Origin of the sequence: Kitasatospora sp. CM 4170 (assembly GCF_032110285.1) — a bacterium.
GTDB classification, from domain to species: Bacteria; Actinomycetota; Actinomycetes; order Streptomycetales; family Streptomycetaceae; genus Kitasatospora; species Kitasatospora aburaviensis.
Genome location: NZ_CP134877.1, coordinates 5,328,918 through 5,345,411, shown reverse-complemented (window position 1 = coordinate 5,345,411; position 16,494 = coordinate 5,328,918). Strand labels below are relative to the sequence as shown.

Here is a 16,494-nt window from a genome sequence, read left to right as displayed (position 1 = left end):
CCGGTTGCCGGCCGCCGTCAGAGGAGGTCGAACCGGCGCCTGGCCGGGTGGGGCCACTCGACGACGGCCCGAGCTGTGCCCAGGGAAGGCGTGGCGCCAGGGGCTGAGGGGACTCCTCCTTCGCGGATGGGACGGGCAGGTCCTGGAGTTTCAGCGCCTGCGGTGCTGCGAGCCCCAGCCGAGCCGCAACGAAGGCGCGGGCGTGGGCTGGGCCGTGTCGCGGCTGGGGACGGTGAGCCTGGTGGTGCGCAGGCGGGCGGCGTCGGCGGCGCGGTTGGGTGTGGGGTTGCGGCTGGTGTGCTGGATGCGGCCGAGGAGGACCTTGGCGGGTTGGCGGGCTGTGCCGAGTTCGCGGCGGGCGGCTGCTTCGGTGAGGAGTTGGCGGGGTTGGTGGCCGGCGGCTTCGGCGTCGGCGAGGACGGTGGCGAGGGCGGGCCAGGTGGGGTCGGTGAGGATGCGTGCGGCGTGGTCGGGGATGGCGGCGCGCAGGTCGTGGGAAAGGTCGTTGATCGTCTCTTTCGTGGGTTGGCGGTGGGTGAGGGCGGCGAGGTGGTCGGCGACGGCTTGGTCGTAGGCGGCTTGGAGGTGCTGGACGGCGGTGTGGGCGGCTTGGGCCTGTTGGTGGTGGCCTCGGGCGTGGTGCCAGCGTTCGGCGAGGATCGCCGCCCACACGAGGGCCGCGATCAGGGCGGCGAGGGTGCTGCCGGGTCCGTTGGCGGTGTGGAGGATGTCGCGGGCGGCTCGGCGAAGGTCTGCGGCGGCTTGGTGGTCGGCGCGGACCTGGGAGCGCTGGGCGCGGGCGAACGCCCGGGTGGCGGCTCGCAGTTCGGCCCGCAGCTCGGCGGGGGCGGTCTGGGCGGTGGCGTTGATGATGTCGCCGAGCGCGGTGATCTGGGCCTGTGCGAGCGCGCCGTCCCCGTCCGTGTCGCCGGTGGTGTCGTCGGTGAGGTGGTGGTGGAGGGTGTCGAGGGTGTCGGTGGTGCGCTGCCAGCTGGTGCTGTGGCGGTAGCGGCGGGCGGTGGGGTGTTCCTCCGGGGCGCTCGCGGTGAGGAGGGCTTGGAGCTTGGGTAGGGACAGGTCGGGGGCGATGTCGCTGCCGGAGAGGTAGTTGGGTGTCCCGTCGGCCTTGAGGTCGCCGGGGCGGGCTACGGCGTAGCCCTTCAGGTCACCCGACGGGAGGCGGCGGATCTTGACCTGGATGCCGTCGGCCTGGAGGTAGGCGAGGAACTGCTCGATGTCGGCGGCGTGAGGGATGGCGTCGCGGATGCGCTCTTCGAGCCAGGTGCGGCTGGTCTGCTTCCAGCCGAGGCGCTTGGCCTTGTGCATCTCGGCCTGGGTGGGTCGCTTGGCGGCGGTGCCGTCTCCGGGCTTGAGTTGGCGCAGGCCGTAGTCCTTCTCGATCTGCCGGCAGGCCGTGGCGAGGCGGCGCCCGCTGCCGTGGAGCTTGGGGCGGCGGCCGTCCTCGCGCACGGTGGTGGCCAGGATGTGCACGTGGTCGTCGGCGTGGCGTACGGCGATCCAGCGGCAGGCGAGGTCGTCGCCGTCGGGGGCGATGCCGGCGGCCTGGACGATGCGGCGGGCGATGTCGGCCCACTCGGTGTCGGAGAGGTGGCGGTCCTCGGGAGCGGCGCGGACGGGGCAGTGCCACACGTGGCCGGTGAGCTTGGTGCCGACCTCGCTGTTGCGCAGGCGGACGGGCTCGTCGAGGTAGCGGGCTAGCTGGGTGAGGGTCGCCTGCTCGTCGCGGCCGGGGTCGGGCATGGCGAGCATCGCGAAGCCGGCGACGATGTGCGGATCCGCGTGTTCGTCGTGGCGGCCGGGGCCGTAGAGGTAGGCGAGCAGGCCGCGGGTGTTGGAGCCGGGGTCCTTGATGGCGGCGATCACGGGTGGGGCTGGGTCTCCTGGGTGGCGGACGGGCGGAGGGCGTGGGCGATCTCGGTCTGCAGGCGCAGGAGCTGGTCGATGGTGCGGGGGCTGTGGGCTGGGCGGTCGTAGCCGCCGTTGTCGGCGCGGGCGATCTGGTTGACGTTGTTGCCCAGCCGGTCGTGCTTGCGTAGGAAGACCGACCGGAAGTGGTGGGTGGCCCGCCGCTGTTCGGCGAGGGGCAGGTCGATGAAGAACCGGCCGTCGACGAACGCCATGACGACATCGGCGGCGAAGCCGGACACGCCGTTGTAGCCGTGGGCGAGGGCGGCCGTCCGCAGCCTCGTGTGCTCGTCGGGCTTGAACCGCAGCGGGCCGACGCGTTCCTCGCGCTTGACGCCCTCGAAGCGGCGGTTCCTCGGCTCGGCGCCGTCGGCCTCGCTCTCGTTGGCGCTCTGGTGGTGGTCGGCGAGGATCTCGCTTTGCACGGTGTGGAGTTCGTCCGGTTCGGGGCCGTCCTCGGCCTCGAACCTCTCGTCCGGCGCGCCCTCGCGCCGGGCCCGCTCCGCCACCCCTGGGGCGGAGCTTCCCCGTGTCCGGCCGCGAGTCGGACTCGGGGTACTACTGGCTCCGCCGGGGGTGCCCAGGTCGAACGCTCGCCGCAGATCGCGGGTGAGGGTAGGCGAGTTGAGAAGCGCCTCCAGGCCGTTGTCGGTGCGGTCGGCGTGCTCGGGGTCGTGCTGGTGGATCGGCAGAGGAACTCCTGGGGATCGGACGACGGGAGCAGGGGGAGGGAAGCCGGGTGCCTCGCGGGACGAGGCGGGCGAGGCACCCGGGGTGAGCACAGGTGTGCGGATCAGGCGTCGGCTGGAGCGTGGTCGTCCAGCTCGTTCGGGCGGACCATCTTCATGACCGTGGTGAGCCGCTCGTCGGAGAGCGTGAGGCCCTGGGCGCGGACCGCGTCCCGGACGACGGAGCGGCTCAGCCTCCCGGTGTCCGTCCACGCCTGGACGGCGATGTCGGCCAGTTCGTCCAGTGAGACGCCCGGCGGACGGCCGGCGGGCTTGGCCGCCGGGGGCTGAGCGGTATTACCGCACGACCGCTGACCTGCGGCTTCGTTGTCCACGGTGTCGGTGGCCCAGGCGTGCTCCACGCTGCCCGGAACCGTCCACCCGAGGTCATCGCCCACAGCAGACCAACCGCGCGGCAAGGGATCGTCCACCCTCTCCTGCGGACGGAGACTGCCAGACGGCTCGCTGACCCGCGGCGCCGCGTCCACCGTAGGCATGCCGTGGACGGCCGGTTGGGTATGGCGGGTGGTGTGGATGCCGAGGTGGACGGCTCCGGCGAGGGCGAGCGGGGAGATGGCGGACAGGACGCCGACCGCTGTGTCGCTCAGGTGCAGGTGCCCGCTGGTGGCCAGGGTCTGCTGGTTGAGGCGGACGGCGTGGAGGGTGTTGGCCCAGATGCTGGCGGCGGTCGAGGCGCCGAACAGCAGCCAGACGTAGGCGCGTGCGGTCAACGGCGCGGTGCGCAGGAGTAGGAGCGCGCGGACGCTGTAGGCGACGAACCCGTCGATGATGAGCGGGAACAGGTAGGTCAGCGGGCCACGTACGTGGATGGCGATGGCCATCTGGCGCAGGGCGTCGTAGGACAGGGCGAAGCCGGCGGCGGCGAGCAGGCCGATCGCGGCGTAGTCCCAGACGGTCACACGGCTGGTGCGGGCGGAGCGGTCCGTGGTGGCGTTGGGCATGCGGGTGGTGGTCCTCCTCGGGGGTGGTCGGGTGTTCGGGATGGTGGGCCGTCGCATCCGTCTTGGGCGTCCAGGCCCTTGCCGCGCTTGGCCAGTCGGGCTGGTGAAGCCGTCCCGCTCGCCGTCCTGGCGGCATAAGGGGGAGCCGGACGGCAGGAGGGGTCCGGGACGGGCTGTGCGACGGCCGGCGAGGCGGGCCGTCCTGGCGCAGGCCGTGCGGGCACAGGGATGCGACGGCGGGGACGGCGTCTACCGCATCCGGCGGGTGGGGTCAGGCAGCGACCGCAGACGCGCGGGGCGGGAGCGGGTGGACCTTGGGGCAGTAGCGGCGCCAGGAGTCGGCGAACTTGTTGAAGGTGTAGCCCTTGCGCTGGGTGCCGTCGGGCAGGCGGATGTTGGACGAGGAGATCTGGTAGTCCTTCAGCAGCCCGGCCAGCGCGCGGGCCGACAGGCCGCCGCGTCCGTGCTCGGCCCACGGCGCCTCGGGATCGTCGTTCAGCGCCGCGAGGATCGCGGTCGTGGGCAGGATGGCCGGGTCGCCGTGCGAGAAGAAGATCCGGCGGACGTCGGCGAGGATCCTCGCCCCGCCGCAGCTGTCCTCCTCGATCTCCGCCTCGGCAGCGACCATCGCCACGCACGCCTGCCGGGCCCGGCGCGGCCAGGAGCCGCCCGCGAGGTCTGCGACCGCGACCAGCGGCTCCCACGTGTCGGCGGCCCTGTCCTCGACCGGCATGTCCGGCCGAAGCGCCCTGGCCTCCTCGCTGACCTCCAAGGCCCACCGGGAGAGCTTGTCGCGGGTCTCCCGCAGCAGGACGCCGTCGCGGCGGTCCCGCAGCGGCGCGACGACCTCGCCATCGGCGCGGCGGCGCATGCGGATCACGATGGAGCGGTCCATGATCGTGCCGGGCAGGTCGCCGATCCCGGCGAGGGCTGCCATGGCGAAGGTGCTGAACTCGCGCGACTGGTGGTCGTTGCCGGCGGACCGGGTGACCGGTCGGTTGCGCTGGTGCCCGGCGTTCAGCAGGCCGCGCAGGTCCTCGTACTTCTCGGCGGCCCTGGGGTTGCCGAAGATCGTGTCGACCTCATCGATCAGCAGCGTCCTGGGCCGCTCGGCGATCGTGCGGTAGATCGCCGACGCGCTGGTGTTGACCGTGATCAGCGGGTCGTAGACCGTCTCGACCAGGATGTCGAGCAGCCGGGACTTCCCGCACCGCCGGGCCGGCGCCACGATCGCCAGACGCGGCGCGTGGTGCCACACCGCCTGCAGGTGCGTCGCGGCAGCCCACAGCGTCACCGCGTCCACCGCCCCCGGCGACGGCAGCACCGCGTACCGGCAGATGTGAGCGTGCAGCTCCTCCAACAGCGCCGCGCCCGGCGACTGCGGCTCGTCCGGCACCGGGTCGACGCCAGGCAGGCCCTCGGCCACCGGATCGGCGGCGATGGGCTCTCCACAGGCTGTGGACTCCGGCAGCGGCTCGGCATGGGGCTGGACGCCGGGCTGGCCCGGCTCGGCGACCGGAGGCCAGGCGGCCACGGCGGGCACGGGGGACATAGAGGTAATGGAGGACTCCAGACTGCGGCGCGGTGGGCAATCCACCACGCCAACGGACGACGACAGGAAGAGGCGGGAGGGGAGGGGGCGCCGAGGCCGACGGGGACGGCCGAGGGACCACGGACCCTACGACCGCTAGGCGGGGAGATCCACTGCGTGCGGGGCGGGTACGCCGACGGCAGACAGTCGGTCCGCCCGGTGTGTCACGCGGCCTGGCCTGCGCTCTGAGCGTCCAGCCAGGCTTCCACCTCCGCCCACCGGTAGCGCAGATGCCGGCCGACCTTGATCGCGGCCGGCCCCTGGCTCCGGTGCCGCCAGGCGTAGACCGTGCCGAGCGGCACGCCGAGGTAGGCGGCGAGTTCCTCGGCCGTGGCCAGCGGGCGGCGGGCGACGACGGCGGTGCGGGACGTGTTGGGCAAAGAGGTCTCCATCGGGTCGGGGGAAGGGGCTGCGGGCAGGCCGAAGAAGCCCCCGGGAGGGGGCATTGCGTCGCCGCGTGGAGAGAAGTCTCCACGCGAACCGGCTCGCGACCTAAAACGGCGCCGGGGCCAGCGCGCGGGGCGCCCGAGGGAAAGGCGGATGCATTCCATCGGGCGGCCCGATCGAGAAATATACGGACCGGCATATCTATCGACCTAGCGGTTCAGGAAACTTTCCGAAAAGATCTTGATGCCCTCCCGGGCGCGCGCTGCCGGGCAAGTTCTCCCAGATCACAGCACACTGTGAGCGCGAGTGAACGCCGATGGGCGCCAATGCGCACCCATGGCCAGAAGGGCGCCCGGACCGGCCGAGACTATCCGGAACTATTTGGCATGATCGAGCCCCTGCGGGACTTTCCGGTAGCCCCAACTTGACAATCTTCCGCAGGTCGATAAACATCCAACACCCGCTCCGCTGAGCGCGCCGACCGCCCTCATCTAGGGCGCCGACCACTCCACCACCCCCTACCGAAGGGAATGTCTTTGTCCCGAGTCTGGATCGAGGACCGCATCGACCACGCCGACTACAAGGCCGCTGTCGCCCGCGCTCGCGTCACTGGGCGACGCGCGCCGGGCCGCTACCGTGTCCGCTGGTACGACCCGACCGGCAAGCCCAAGGCGAAGGTCGTCACCCGAAAGGTGGATGCCGAGGCCGAGCGCACCAAGATCGAGTCCAAGCTCACGGACGGCACCTACCGCGACCCCAATCTGGCAAAGGTGAAGCTCGCGGTGGTGGCCGACGAGTGGCTCGGCTCACTCGTCCACACCAAACGCTCAACGCTCGGCCGCTACCGCGGCGCCTACCTGGTCCACATCCTGCCGCGCTGGGGCACCACGCCTCTGAACCAGATCAAGTTCGAGGACGTCGCCAAGTGGCTGGCGGACCTGCTGTCCGGCGATGCCACCGGCGGGCGGAAGCTCAAGCCCCGGTCCGTACGGAAGATCTACAACGTCTTCAACCTGATCCTCGGGTTCGCCCTGCGGTCCGAGCGCCTCTCGGTCAACCCCGCCCAGGGTATGAAGTTGCCGAAGGCGCTGCCGGCCGACCACGTCTATCTGACGCACGTCCAGGTGGAAGAGCTCGCTGACGCCGCCAAGGAGTACCGCCTTCTGGTCCTGGTTCTCGCCTACACCGGCCTCCGCCTGGGCGAGGCCATCGCCCTCAAGGCCGGCCGTGTCGACCTCGACACCCGTCGGGCGCACATTGTCGAGGCGTACGCGCAGGAGTACAACAGCGGCCAGATCTACCTGGACACCCCCAAGGACCACGAGCGCCGTTCGGTCCCACTCCCTGCCTTCCTGGTCAAGGAGCTGCGGGAGTACATGAAGGATCTGTCGCCCAACGATCTGCTGTTCACCGCACCGGAGGGCGGGCCGGTGAACCCCAACAACTTCCGGCGCCGGCAGTTCGGCCCTGCGGTGACGGCCGCGGGGCTGGCGGACCTCGGGATCACGCCGCACAAGCTGCGGCACACGGCGGCCTCGCTGGCCATCGCCGCCGGGGCGGACGTCAAGGTCGTGCAGACCATGCTCGGCCACAAGACGGCCACCATGACACTCGATGTCTACGGGCACCTGTGGCCGGACCGGCTCGACGAGGTCTCCCGCAAGATGAACAAGGCCCGGGCCGAGCAGTTGGCGAAGGCGAAGGCCAAGGCGGAGAAGGCCGAGAAGAAGGCCCGCAAGGCTGCCGCCACCCTCGCGGCCCTGGAGCAGTGCCCCGACGCTTCCTCTGCCTGATCTCCTCCGCTGTGTGCCCTGGCGGACCCCGCCGGGACACACAGCGGTCAGTTCTAGTCCTCGTCGATGCCATTCGGCGGCGCGACCAACCGGAGCCGGGCCCGGGTCATCTCCTGGAAGGTCCGCTCGATGGCATCGCTCGCTGCCTGGTCAGCCAGCTGCCGGATCCGCTCGGGCGGCTCCCGGTCGTCGAGCACGAAGAGGCGGTCGCCGACGGCATGGGTCACCGTCTTCCAGCCGAGGCTCTTGCCGGCCTCACGGGCGGCTTGGCGGACTTCCTTCAGCGCGCCCAGCTCTTCGATCGCCTCGGCCCCCAGCACGACCTGCCCGTAGTAGCCCCCGTACTCTGGCTTGAGGGAGTCCTGCATCACGACTTCGAGGCGCTGCACGAGGTTCCGAAAACGGCGCGTGGCCAGCTCGTCCTTGGTCGCCACACTGCACCTCCCGAGCGGCCCCCGCCCGGGCATGTGTACCAAATGTGTACTGGGACACCACAGGCCCTCCGGCCCGGTTGGGCGGAGGGCCTGTGACCTGCACGTTCATCGTGCCCCAGGCAGGATTCGAACCTGCGACACCGGCTTTAGGAGAGCCGTGCTCTATCCCCTGAGCTACTGAGGCGGGGGTCTGCCGGACGGACGCCGACAAGACTGTGAGCGCCGGGTTGGCAGGGCGCCGGCCCGCGCCCGTGGGGGTGCGGTGGACGCCCGCCTGGACGCTCGATCCACAGAGTACCGGATCGGGTGTGCTGCGGGCGCTGAGGTTGCGGGAGCTCGCCGACGGCGCCGGAGGAGGGACGCCGGACGCGCTGGACCCCGGCCGGGGTCCGCCGGTCCGGGTCCGCAGTGGCGGTGGACCGTCAAGGCGGCTCCGGCCAAAGGGAAGGGGCCCGACAGGGCGTCAGGAGACGTCCAGTAGCCTGCCAAGGAAGACCGCGTCCGCACGAACCCCTAAGGCCTCCCGCATGCGACCAGCCGCCGCCCCGCACCCGGCGATCCGACTGCTCGGGCAGGTCTGGGTGTGGCCGGCACTGGCCATGCTCTGCGTCGGCGGGTACCGGCTCGGCACGCCCGAGCTCTGGCGGGACGAGGTCGCGACCTGGAGCGCGGCCTCCCGCTCGCTCGGCGACCTGCTGCGGCTGCTGCAGCACATCGACGCCAGCAACGGCGCCTACTACCTGCTGATGCACTTCTGGACGGCGCTCTTCGGCGAGTCGATGATCGCGCTGCGGCTGCCCTCGGTGCTGGCCATGGCCGGCGCGGCGGCGTTCGTGGCGCTCACCGCGGAGCGGCTGTTCGGCGGCCGGGTGGCCGCGATCGGCGGCGGGCTGCTGTTCACCGTGGTCCCGATGGTCTCCCGGTACGCCCAGGAGGCGCGCTCGTACGCCCTGGTGACCTGCGCGGTCGCCGCGGCGACCTGGTTCCTGCTGCGCGCGCTGGAACGGCCGGGGCTGCGGCGCTGGGCGCCGTACTGTGCGTCGATGGCCGTGGCCGGGGCGGGCCACGTGATCTCGTTCAGCACGGTCGCCGGGCAGCTGGCGGTGGTGCTGCTGCACCTGTGGCGGACCCGCGACGCGGTGCAGCGGCGGCTGCTCTGGCAGTACCCGCTGGCCGTGGCCGTGGCCGCGCTGCCGGCGGTGCCCGTCCTGGTGCTGGGCAGCCGGCAGTCCGGGCGCCAGCTCGGCTGGATAACGACGCCCGGTCTCTCCTCCCTGTGGCGCGTGGGCGCGTCGCTGTTCGGGTCGGCCAACGTCTTCCACGTCTTCCTGCTGCTCGCCCTGCTCGCGCTGGTCCTGCCCGGGCGGCGGCCGTCCGCGCTGCAACTGGCCCTGCTCGCGACCCTGCCGGTGCTGGTCGTCTGGCTGGCGTCGCGCGGCGGCACCTCGTACTTCCTCGACCGGTACCTGCTGTTCACCGTGCCGGCCTGGGCGTCGCTGGCCGGCGGCGGGATACGCGCGGTCTACACGACGGTGGCGGCGGCCGCCCGGCGCAGCCGGACACCGCGGCAGCTCCGGGCCGCCGGGCTGCTGCTGGCCGTCGGGCTCCTGGCCGTCCCGACCGCGGCCGCGCTGCCCGAGCAGTCCTCGGTGCGGCACGCCGACTCGCACTCCGAGGAGCCCTACCGGGCGGCGGCCGACCTGATAGCCGCCGGCTACCGGCCGGGGGACGGTCTGGCGGCCCCGCTCGGCGACCAGAGCTGGGCCATGCTCGGGCCGGGCGTCTCCTACTACCTGCCGGCCGGTGTCCGCCCCTACCCGGTCTTCGTCGAGCGCAGCGCCGAGCAGGCCGAGGACCTCTTCCCCACCCAGTGCCCGCAGCCGGAGCGGTGCGTGGGCCAGGGGCAGCGAATATGGCTGCTGGTGCTGGGGGACACCGCCGAGCCGCTCGCCGAGCTGCCGGACGATCAGGCCCGCGCCCTCCGCTCCCACTACGGCACGCCGGATCGGGTCACCGCGCTCGGCGGCGTGACGCTCGCCCTGCTGGACCGGACGGCCCGCTGACACCCCTCCGACGACCGGCGGCGGGCGGCCGACGGCCACTACCGGCGACCGACGCCCACTACCGGCGGGCCCGCCGTCCGGGCCGCGCCGGACCGGTCGGTGCCCCGCAGCGGATGCGGCGGCCCGGGGGCGGGGTGACCATGGAGCACGACGACCGGGCGCCTCCGGCCGACCGTGCCGGCCGATCACCCGCGGACCACCCGCCCGCCGATCACCCGCCGCCGGTCGACGGTCGCCCAGCCGCCCCCGGCCGCGCCGTGCCCCAGGAGGTTGCCCGTGAGCGAGCCGCCTCCCGGGCGGATGGCCCGGCTGAAGCAGCGGTCGGCCGAGGTGGCCGAGTTCCTGCGGGTGCTGCCCGAGCAGGTGCCGATGATCGGGCGGGCGCTCCATCAGCTGCTGCACGTGAGACTGCTGGACTGCGCCACCCGATTGGCCGCCCAGTCCTTCCTCAGCGCGCTGCCCGCGCTGTTCGTGCTGGCCGTGTTCGCCCCGTCCTCGATCCGGGACGGGGTGGTGCACTCGCTCCGCCACGAACTCGGGCTGCAGGGCCAGGCCGGGGAGTCCGTGCAGCAACTGCTGCAGACCGGCAAGGACCAGGAGACCGGCTTCGGCGTGGTCGGTGCCCTGGTCACGCTGCTGTCGGCGACGGCGCTGAGCCGGGCGGTGCAGCGGGTCTGCGAGCGGTGCTGGGAGCTGCCGAAGTCCGGGACCCGGATGGCCGCCTGGCGATGGCTGGTCCTGTTGCTGGTCTGGCTGGTCGTCCTGGTGTTCCAGGCCCCGCTGCGGAACGGCTTCGGTCTGGGCGGCTGGTTGGGGATCCCGCTGACCTTCCTCGCGGCGTGCGCCCTCTGGTGGTGGACCCAGCACCTGCTGCTGGCCCGCCGGGTGCGCTGGCTGCCGCTGCTGCCGGGCTCGCTGCTCTGCGGAGTGGCGGTGATCGGCCTCGGCCTCGCGGCCCGGATCTACCTGCCGCGGGCGATGACGCGCAGCGTGCAGCAGTTCGGCTCGTACGGGGTCGTCTTCACCAGCCTCTCCTGGCTGATCGTGCTGTTCGCCGGTTTGACGCTGGCGATCGCGATGGGGCGGGTGATCGCCGAGGAGCCGCAGATCGCGCACTGGCTGGGCGGTCGGACCGAGCCCGGTGTCTGGGGAGGCCCCCGCTTCTAGGCCCGCCCCTCCGGATCGTGCCGGCCGCGCGGCGGCCCCGCAGAACGACTGAGTGGGAAGTCGGACCGGCCGACTTCCCACTCCGTCACGCGTATCGGCGCACGCCCCGGGTGGGCGCGCTCCGCTCAGAGCAGCCGGGTCAGCCGCGACAGGATGGACGGCGGCGCCAGGTCGGACTGCAGGACGACCGGGACCTCCACCTTGCCGTCGCCCGCGCCCACCCGCAGCACACCCACCTGGGTGCCGGCCTTGGCCGTGTGGCCGAGCTTCGCCGGGTCGAGGGTGAGGGTGCCGGAGATGCCGGGGAAGCCGGCCGTGGTCAGCTCCTTGGCCGCGACCACCGGGACGGTGCCGCCCAGGCCGTTGTCGACCTGACCGACCACCTCGCCCTGCTTGGCCAGCGTCTGCCCGGTCAGCCCGTTCTGCGCGGCCTGGATCTGCTTGGCGCTGACGTTCTGGACCACCTTGAGGATGCTCGGCTCGGCGGTGGTCGCCGGCTGGCCCAGGGTGACGCCGAGGATCAGCCGCCGCACCCCGCCGATCTCCTTGTAGGCGGCCCACATCAGGCAGCCGCCGGCCGGGGTGCTGGAGCCGGTCTTGACGCCGATGATGCCGTTCTTCGGGGAGATCAGGGTGTTGGTGTTGGAGATCTTCTGGTTGTTGAAGGTGGTGTCCGGGGTGGAGACGATCTGCCGGAAGATCTCGTCCTGCATCACCTGGCCGGCCAGCTTCAGCTGGTCCTTGGCGGTGCTCTTGGTGTCCGGGCTGAAGCCGGCCGGGTCGGTGTAGGTGGTGTTGGCCATCCCGAACCTGGCGGCGGCGTCGTTCATCTTCTTGACGAACGCGTCCTCCGAGCCGGAGTCCCAGCGGGCCAGCAGCCGGGCCACGTTGTTGGCCGAGGGCAGCATCAGCAGTTCCAGCGCCTGGTACTGGCTGATCTGCTGCCCCTCGACGAGGGGCACCCGGGACTCGTCGACGTTGCCGGACTCCTGGGCGGCCTGCTTGTCGACGGTGATCTTCGGGCCGCTCTCGCCCTTCTTGAGCGGGTGCGCCTGGAGGATCAGGTAGGCGTTCATCACCTTGGTGACGCTGGCGATCGAGGCCGGCGCCTCCGTACCGGAGCTGCCGAGGCTGCCGACGCCGACCACCTCGGCGGCCGACTGGCCCTTGGCCGGCCAGGCCAGGTCGAGCGGGTCGCCGCCGAAGCTGAAGCTGCCCGGGGCGGTCAGCTTGACCTTGGCGTCCGGCAGCGGCCGGAGCAGCTGGGCGACGACGACGGCGCCGAGCACCACGCCGAGGAAGACGGTCCAGATGGTGATCCGCTTGAGCGCGCGGCGAAGCGGCGAGACCGGGCGGGCGTTGAGCGCGGCCAGCACCTCCATCGCCTCGGCCGTGTTCTCCGGAGCCGGCAGCGGTTCGGGGGCGGGCATCGGCTCGGGGGCCGGCAGCGGCTCCGGCTTCGGCAGCGGCGGGACCGGCGGCACGGGCCGCGGGTCGGGGGTGGGCAGCGGCGAGGGGGCCGGGCGGGGACCGGGCTTCGGGGCCGGCCCGGGCTTCGGCAGCGGCTCCGGACCGGGCGTCGGCTCCGGTTCGGGGACGGGCTTCGGCTCCGGGTGCGGCTCGGGCACCGGCTCGGGGACGGGGCCCGGTTCGGGCAGCGGCCGCGGGGCCGGCGGCTCGGGGACGGTGCCCGAGCCGGGGGCCCGGAACGCCTTGGGCTTCTCCAGCTTCTCGGCCTGCTCCGACCGCGCCGGGGCGTGGGCGGTCCCGGCGTCCCGCTCACCCTTCTCCTCCTGCTCGGTGTCCCGCGTCTCCTCCTGCTCGGTGTCCCGCACGGAGCCCCGCCCGGACACCGGCTCGGGCGCGGCCGCGGGCGCGGCCTCCGCCTCGGGTCCGGACTCCGCCCCGGGCTCCGACCCGGCCTCGGGCGCCGACTCCGCGTCAGGCGCCGCCTCGGGTGCCGGCCCCGCCCCGGGCCGCTCGGACCGGTCCGCGACGGACGTCCGGAGGGCAAGACGCGGGTCGACGCCGGACGGGCGGCCGGCGGGCGCGGCGGCCGCCGCCCGCTTCGCCGACGGGGCGTCACCGGTGCCGCCCGCACCGCCGTCAGCTGCCGCTTCCCCGGCACCGGGGGCGGGCTCGCTGAGCTCGGGGGGCAGGCGCAGGGCGGTGGTGGCGTTGTCGACGGGCAGTCGCAGCATGGTGGTCCTGGTGTCCACATCCCGGACGCGGAGCTGCACGGTGGAACCCGCCCGGGCCGTTCCCGACGGAGCGTCCGACGAGGCCTCCGCCGCCGCGGACCCCTCGGGGGCCGCGGGCTCCGCGTCGGCCGCGGACGCCCCGGCGGGCGCGCCGTCCGCGGCCGCCCCCGAAGCCGGCCCCGAGTCCGCCACCGCCTCGGCCGCGGCACCGGCGCCGTCCGACACGCCGGCGGTGTCCGCACCGTCCGTGCCGTCCTCCCGGACGCCGGCCGGGCGTTCCCGGTCCCGCTCCCGCGCCCGCTCGCCGTCCCGCAGCACCCTGTCGGGGGACTCGCCCACGTAACCCAGCCTCCTCAACGCCCGGCGGGGCACCGGCCGACCCGATTTCGGGAAGCCGACGCCCCGCCCCGTGTACCTGTACAGTCTCCGCCACCGGCGGCCATCCGGCTGCCCTCACCCCGCCCGACCGGCACCGATTGCCGCCGCACGGCCGCACCACGGCCCGTTCACCGCTCAGACGCCGCCCCCGAGACCACCGGTTCCGCGCCCCGGTGGCAAGGTCACGATTCGGAGGCGTACTCGACAAGCCCGTGTGAGAGGCGTCACGCTGTTTCCCATCCACGCGGGGAGGCTTGGATGGGCAAGAGCCGCAGAACTGTTCCCGAGGAACTCTTGCTGCTCGCCCTGGACCCGACCACGGGTACCACGGCGCAGCCGCAGACCCTCGACCTCGGACTCGCCGGGGCACAGCTCGTCGAGCTGTCCCTGGCCGGACGGATCGTCCCGGAGGGCGACCGGATCGCCGTGGTGCTGCCACGGCCGACCGGCGACCCGACCCTGGACCATGCACTGGAGCTGCTGCGCCGACGCGGCAGTCCGGTCCGCGCCGCGCACTGGATCGGCGGGCCCCGGCTGGGGCTGCGGCAGACCTACCTGGCGCACCTGGAGAGGTGCGGCATGGTCACCGCCGTGCCGGGCCAGGTGTGCGGCGTGCTGCCGACGACGCGTTACCAGGCGTCGGACGACTGCACCAACGCCGCGATCAAGCAGCGGCTGGACACCGCGATCCGCACCGGCGTGCCGCCGGACCCGCGGACGGCCGCACTCGCCGCCCTGGCCCACTCGGTGGGTCTGGGCAAGCACCTGTACCCGGGCAACGAGGGACGGTCCTCACGGTCGCGGCTGCGCGACCTGATCCGCTACGACCCGCTGGGCGGGATGGTCGCGCACGCCGTGATGGACGTGCAGAACGGCCTGCCGTCGCAGCAGAACCGTTCCTCCCAGGCCGCGGGCGGCCCGGCGGGCTCGGGTCGGCCGGTCCAGCGCGGGGCCGGTCGCAGCGGCGCCGGCGGCCGGGTGGCGGCGCCCCGGGTGGGCGTCCGCTGAGACGGCGGACCGGAGCACCGAACGCACCGCCGGGCACCGCGGCACCGAGCCGAAGCACCAAGCACAAGCACCGAGCACCAAGCACCACCAGGCACCGCACCGCCGGTAGTCGCAACGGCCGCACCGAGGGCACACCCGCAGCGGCGGAACGGCACGCGGCAGCACCGGCACCGGCACCGGCACCGGCACCGGCACCACGGGCGTACGCCACCGCCGCACCGCTCACGCGGGCGGGAGGGGGCGCGCGCCGCGCCGTGGGCGCCGTCGTCCGGCGGTGAGCAACCAGGAGCACGGAGGGGCGGTCGCCCGCGACGGAAGTCGCCGGGCGACCGCCCCTCCGCCGTCCCGAGGGCGGCCCGGCCGCCCTCGGGGCCCGGCCGGGCCCGTCCCGAGAACACCTGCAGACACACCCGGGGCTCCTCGGCGGCACGCACCGCCCGCACGTGCCACCAGCACATCCGCGCCCGCCGGGCGCGTCCCGCGCCATCGTCACCGCACCACCGCAGTAGCGCAGTACCGCACCACCGCAGTACCGCCAGAGAACCGCCGCAGCACCCCGGATCGGGCCGCCACCCCGCCTTACCACTCGGTAGCATCCGCTGTCTCGCCGAAGCGCTTTTCCGATGATCTGTTCTACCGCGCTCCTGCGATTCCCCGGCGCCGACCTGATCCCAGGTGTCATGCTGCTCAGAGCCAGGGGGGTTGGTCCCAATGTCCACAGTGTTCCGAGGGCTGCCGTTCCAACGATCACCAGAGGTCCGGCCGGAGGTCGACGTGTCCGCGAACATCAATCCCACCGTGCGCCGCAGGCGTCTGGGCTCCGAGCTCCGCAAGCTCCGCGAGGGGCTCTCCATGACGGCCGAAGAGGTGGCCGGCCGGCTGATGGTGTCCCAGTCGAAGATCAGCCGGCTGGAGAACGGCCGCCGCAGCATCAGCCAGCGCGACGTGCGGGACCTCTGCGACGTCTACAACGTCACCGACGAGGCGATGCGAGCCAGTCTGATGGAGATGGCCCGGGAGTCCCGGCAGCGCGGCTGGTGGCACGACTTCAACGACATGCCGACCCCGTACAGCGTCTACATCGGCCTGGAGGCCGAGGCCTCCTCGATCCGCGCCTACGAGTCCTCGTTCGTCCCCGGCCTGCTGCAGACCGAGCAGTACGCCCAGGCCGTGGTGGAGGGCACCCAGCCGGACACCGACGCGCTCGCCGTCCAGCGCCGGGTGCAGGTCCGGATGAAGCGCCAGGACCGCGTCAACGGCGAGAACCAGCTCGGCAGCCTCTGGACCGTCATAGACGAGTCGGTGCTGCGCCGGGAGGTCGGCGGACGGGCCGTGATGGCCGATCAGCTGAAGCACATGCTGGAACTGAGCCAGCGCCCCAACATCACCATCCAGGTGATCCCGTTCTCCCAGGGGGCGCACCCCGGTATGACCGGGACATTCTCCCTGCTGGAGTTCCCCGAGTCAGCCGATTCCACAGTTGTCTACTTCGAAGGGGTGACGAGCGATCTCTACCTGGAGAAGGAGGCCGACGTCCGCCGCTATACCTCTCTCTACGACCACCTGCGGGCCGCCGCGCTCGGGGTGGCCGAGAGTCGGTCACTGATAGCCACGATTGCGGAGGACTACCACGCATGAGCACCACCTTCGAGAGCGGAACGGTCTGGCGGAAGAGCAGCCACAGCGGCGGCAACGGCGCGTGTGTGGAGATCGCCACACCGGTCGGGGGCGCGGTGGCGGTCCGGGACTCAAAGGACCCGCAGGGCCCGCAGCTGCACTTCTCGGCCGAGGCGTGGCAGGCGTTCGCCGGGGCCGCCGGAGCAGGGGCGTTCGGCGCGTTCTGATCCGCGTCCACC

At 73.0% G+C, this 16,494-nt stretch carries 13 protein-coding genes and 1 tRNA gene; 6 read left to right on the top strand and 8 right to left on the bottom strand.

Annotated features, from left to right (window positions below; translation table 11 throughout):
* Window positions 1-150: 150 nt before the first annotated feature.
* From RMN57_RS22885 to RMN57_RS22865, 5 genes are all read right to left on the bottom strand, one after another.
* On the bottom strand, window positions 151-1,884 hold the full coding sequence (locus tag RMN57_RS22885; RefSeq protein ID WP_313765199.1) for a relaxase/mobilization nuclease domain-containing protein: 1,734 nt from the start codon (window positions 1,882-1,884) through the stop codon (window positions 151-153).
* Window positions 1,881-2,435, bottom strand: a complete 555-nt coding sequence (mobC, locus tag RMN57_RS22880) for a plasmid mobilization relaxosome protein MobC (protein ID WP_313765198.1) — start codon at window positions 2,433-2,435, stop codon at window positions 1,881-1,883. Before mobC ends, RMN57_RS22885 begins: the two co-directional genes overlap by 4 nt.
* Window positions 2,436-2,719: 284 nt before the next feature.
* Window positions 2,720-3,616: a DUF2637 domain-containing protein gene (locus RMN57_RS22875; RefSeq protein WP_313765197.1), complete on the bottom strand. Its 897-nt coding sequence runs from the start codon at window positions 3,614-3,616 to the stop codon at window positions 2,720-2,722.
* A 271-nt stretch (window positions 3,617-3,887) separates the two neighbouring features.
* Complete coding sequence (locus RMN57_RS22870) at window positions 3,888-5,168, bottom strand: DUF3631 domain-containing protein (RefSeq protein ID WP_313765196.1); 1,281 nt, start codon at window positions 5,166-5,168, stop codon at window positions 3,888-3,890.
* Between the two features lie 203 nt (window positions 5,169-5,371).
* Entirely contained in the window at window positions 5,372-5,599 is a 228-nt protein-coding gene (locus RMN57_RS22865; protein WP_313765195.1) for a helix-turn-helix domain-containing protein, read from the bottom strand.
* 531 nt (window positions 5,600-6,130) lie between these two features.
* Here RMN57_RS22865 and RMN57_RS22860 point away from each other — a divergent pair.
* Entirely contained in the window at window positions 6,131-7,387 is a 1,257-nt protein-coding gene (locus RMN57_RS22860; protein WP_313765194.1) for a tyrosine-type recombinase/integrase, read from the top strand.
* A 53-nt stretch (window positions 7,388-7,440) separates the two neighbouring features.
* On the opposite strand, the gene RMN57_RS22855 is transcribed toward RMN57_RS22860, so the two are convergent.
* Window positions 7,441-7,821 carry a hypothetical protein gene (locus RMN57_RS22855; RefSeq protein ID WP_313765193.1) on the bottom strand — a complete coding sequence of 127 codons (381 nt, stop codon included), beginning with the start codon at window positions 7,819-7,821 and terminating at the stop codon, window positions 7,441-7,443.
* A gap of 111 nt (window positions 7,822-7,932) precedes the next feature.
* Window positions 7,933-8,005: transfer RNA gene (locus RMN57_RS22850), tRNA-Arg, on the bottom strand.
* Window positions 8,006-8,348: 343 nt separating this feature from the next.
* On the opposite strand from RMN57_RS22850, the gene RMN57_RS22845 reads away from it, so the two are divergent.
* Both RMN57_RS22845 and RMN57_RS22840 read left to right on the top strand, forming a co-directional pair.
* Window positions 8,349-9,884, top strand: coding sequence for a glycosyltransferase family 39 protein (locus tag RMN57_RS22845; RefSeq protein WP_313765192.1), 1,536 nt, complete (start codon window positions 8,349-8,351; stop codon window positions 9,882-9,884).
* A gap of 276 nt (window positions 9,885-10,160) precedes the next feature.
* Window positions 10,161-11,051 carry a YhjD/YihY/BrkB family envelope integrity protein gene (locus RMN57_RS22840; RefSeq protein ID WP_313765191.1) on the top strand — a complete coding sequence of 297 codons (891 nt, stop codon included), beginning with the start codon at window positions 10,161-10,163 and terminating at the stop codon, window positions 11,049-11,051.
* A 125-nt stretch (window positions 11,052-11,176) separates the two neighbouring features.
* On the opposite strand, the gene RMN57_RS22835 is transcribed toward RMN57_RS22840, so the two are convergent.
* Window positions 11,177-13,591, bottom strand: coding sequence for a D-alanyl-D-alanine carboxypeptidase (locus RMN57_RS22835; RefSeq protein ID WP_313765190.1), 2,415 nt, complete (start codon window positions 13,589-13,591; stop codon window positions 11,177-11,179).
* Window positions 13,592-13,888: 297 nt separating this feature from the next.
* On the opposite strand from RMN57_RS22835, the gene RMN57_RS22830 reads away from it, so the two are divergent.
* From RMN57_RS22830 to RMN57_RS22820, 3 genes are all read left to right on the top strand, one after another.
* A complete protein-coding gene (locus RMN57_RS22830; protein ID WP_313765189.1) occupies window positions 13,889-14,638 on the top strand; it encodes a GPP34 family phosphoprotein in 750 nt (249 codons plus the stop codon).
* Window positions 14,639-15,412: 774 nt separating this feature from the next.
* A complete protein-coding gene (locus tag RMN57_RS22825; RefSeq protein ID WP_313765188.1) occupies window positions 15,413-16,276 on the top strand; it encodes a helix-turn-helix transcriptional regulator in 864 nt (287 codons plus the stop codon).
* Window positions 16,273-16,482, top strand: a complete 210-nt coding sequence (locus RMN57_RS22820) for a DUF397 domain-containing protein (protein ID WP_313765187.1) — start codon at window positions 16,273-16,275, stop codon at window positions 16,480-16,482. The genes RMN57_RS22825 and RMN57_RS22820 overlap by 4 nt, the downstream gene beginning before the upstream one ends.
* The last annotated feature ends 12 nt before the right edge of the window (window positions 16,483-16,494 follow it).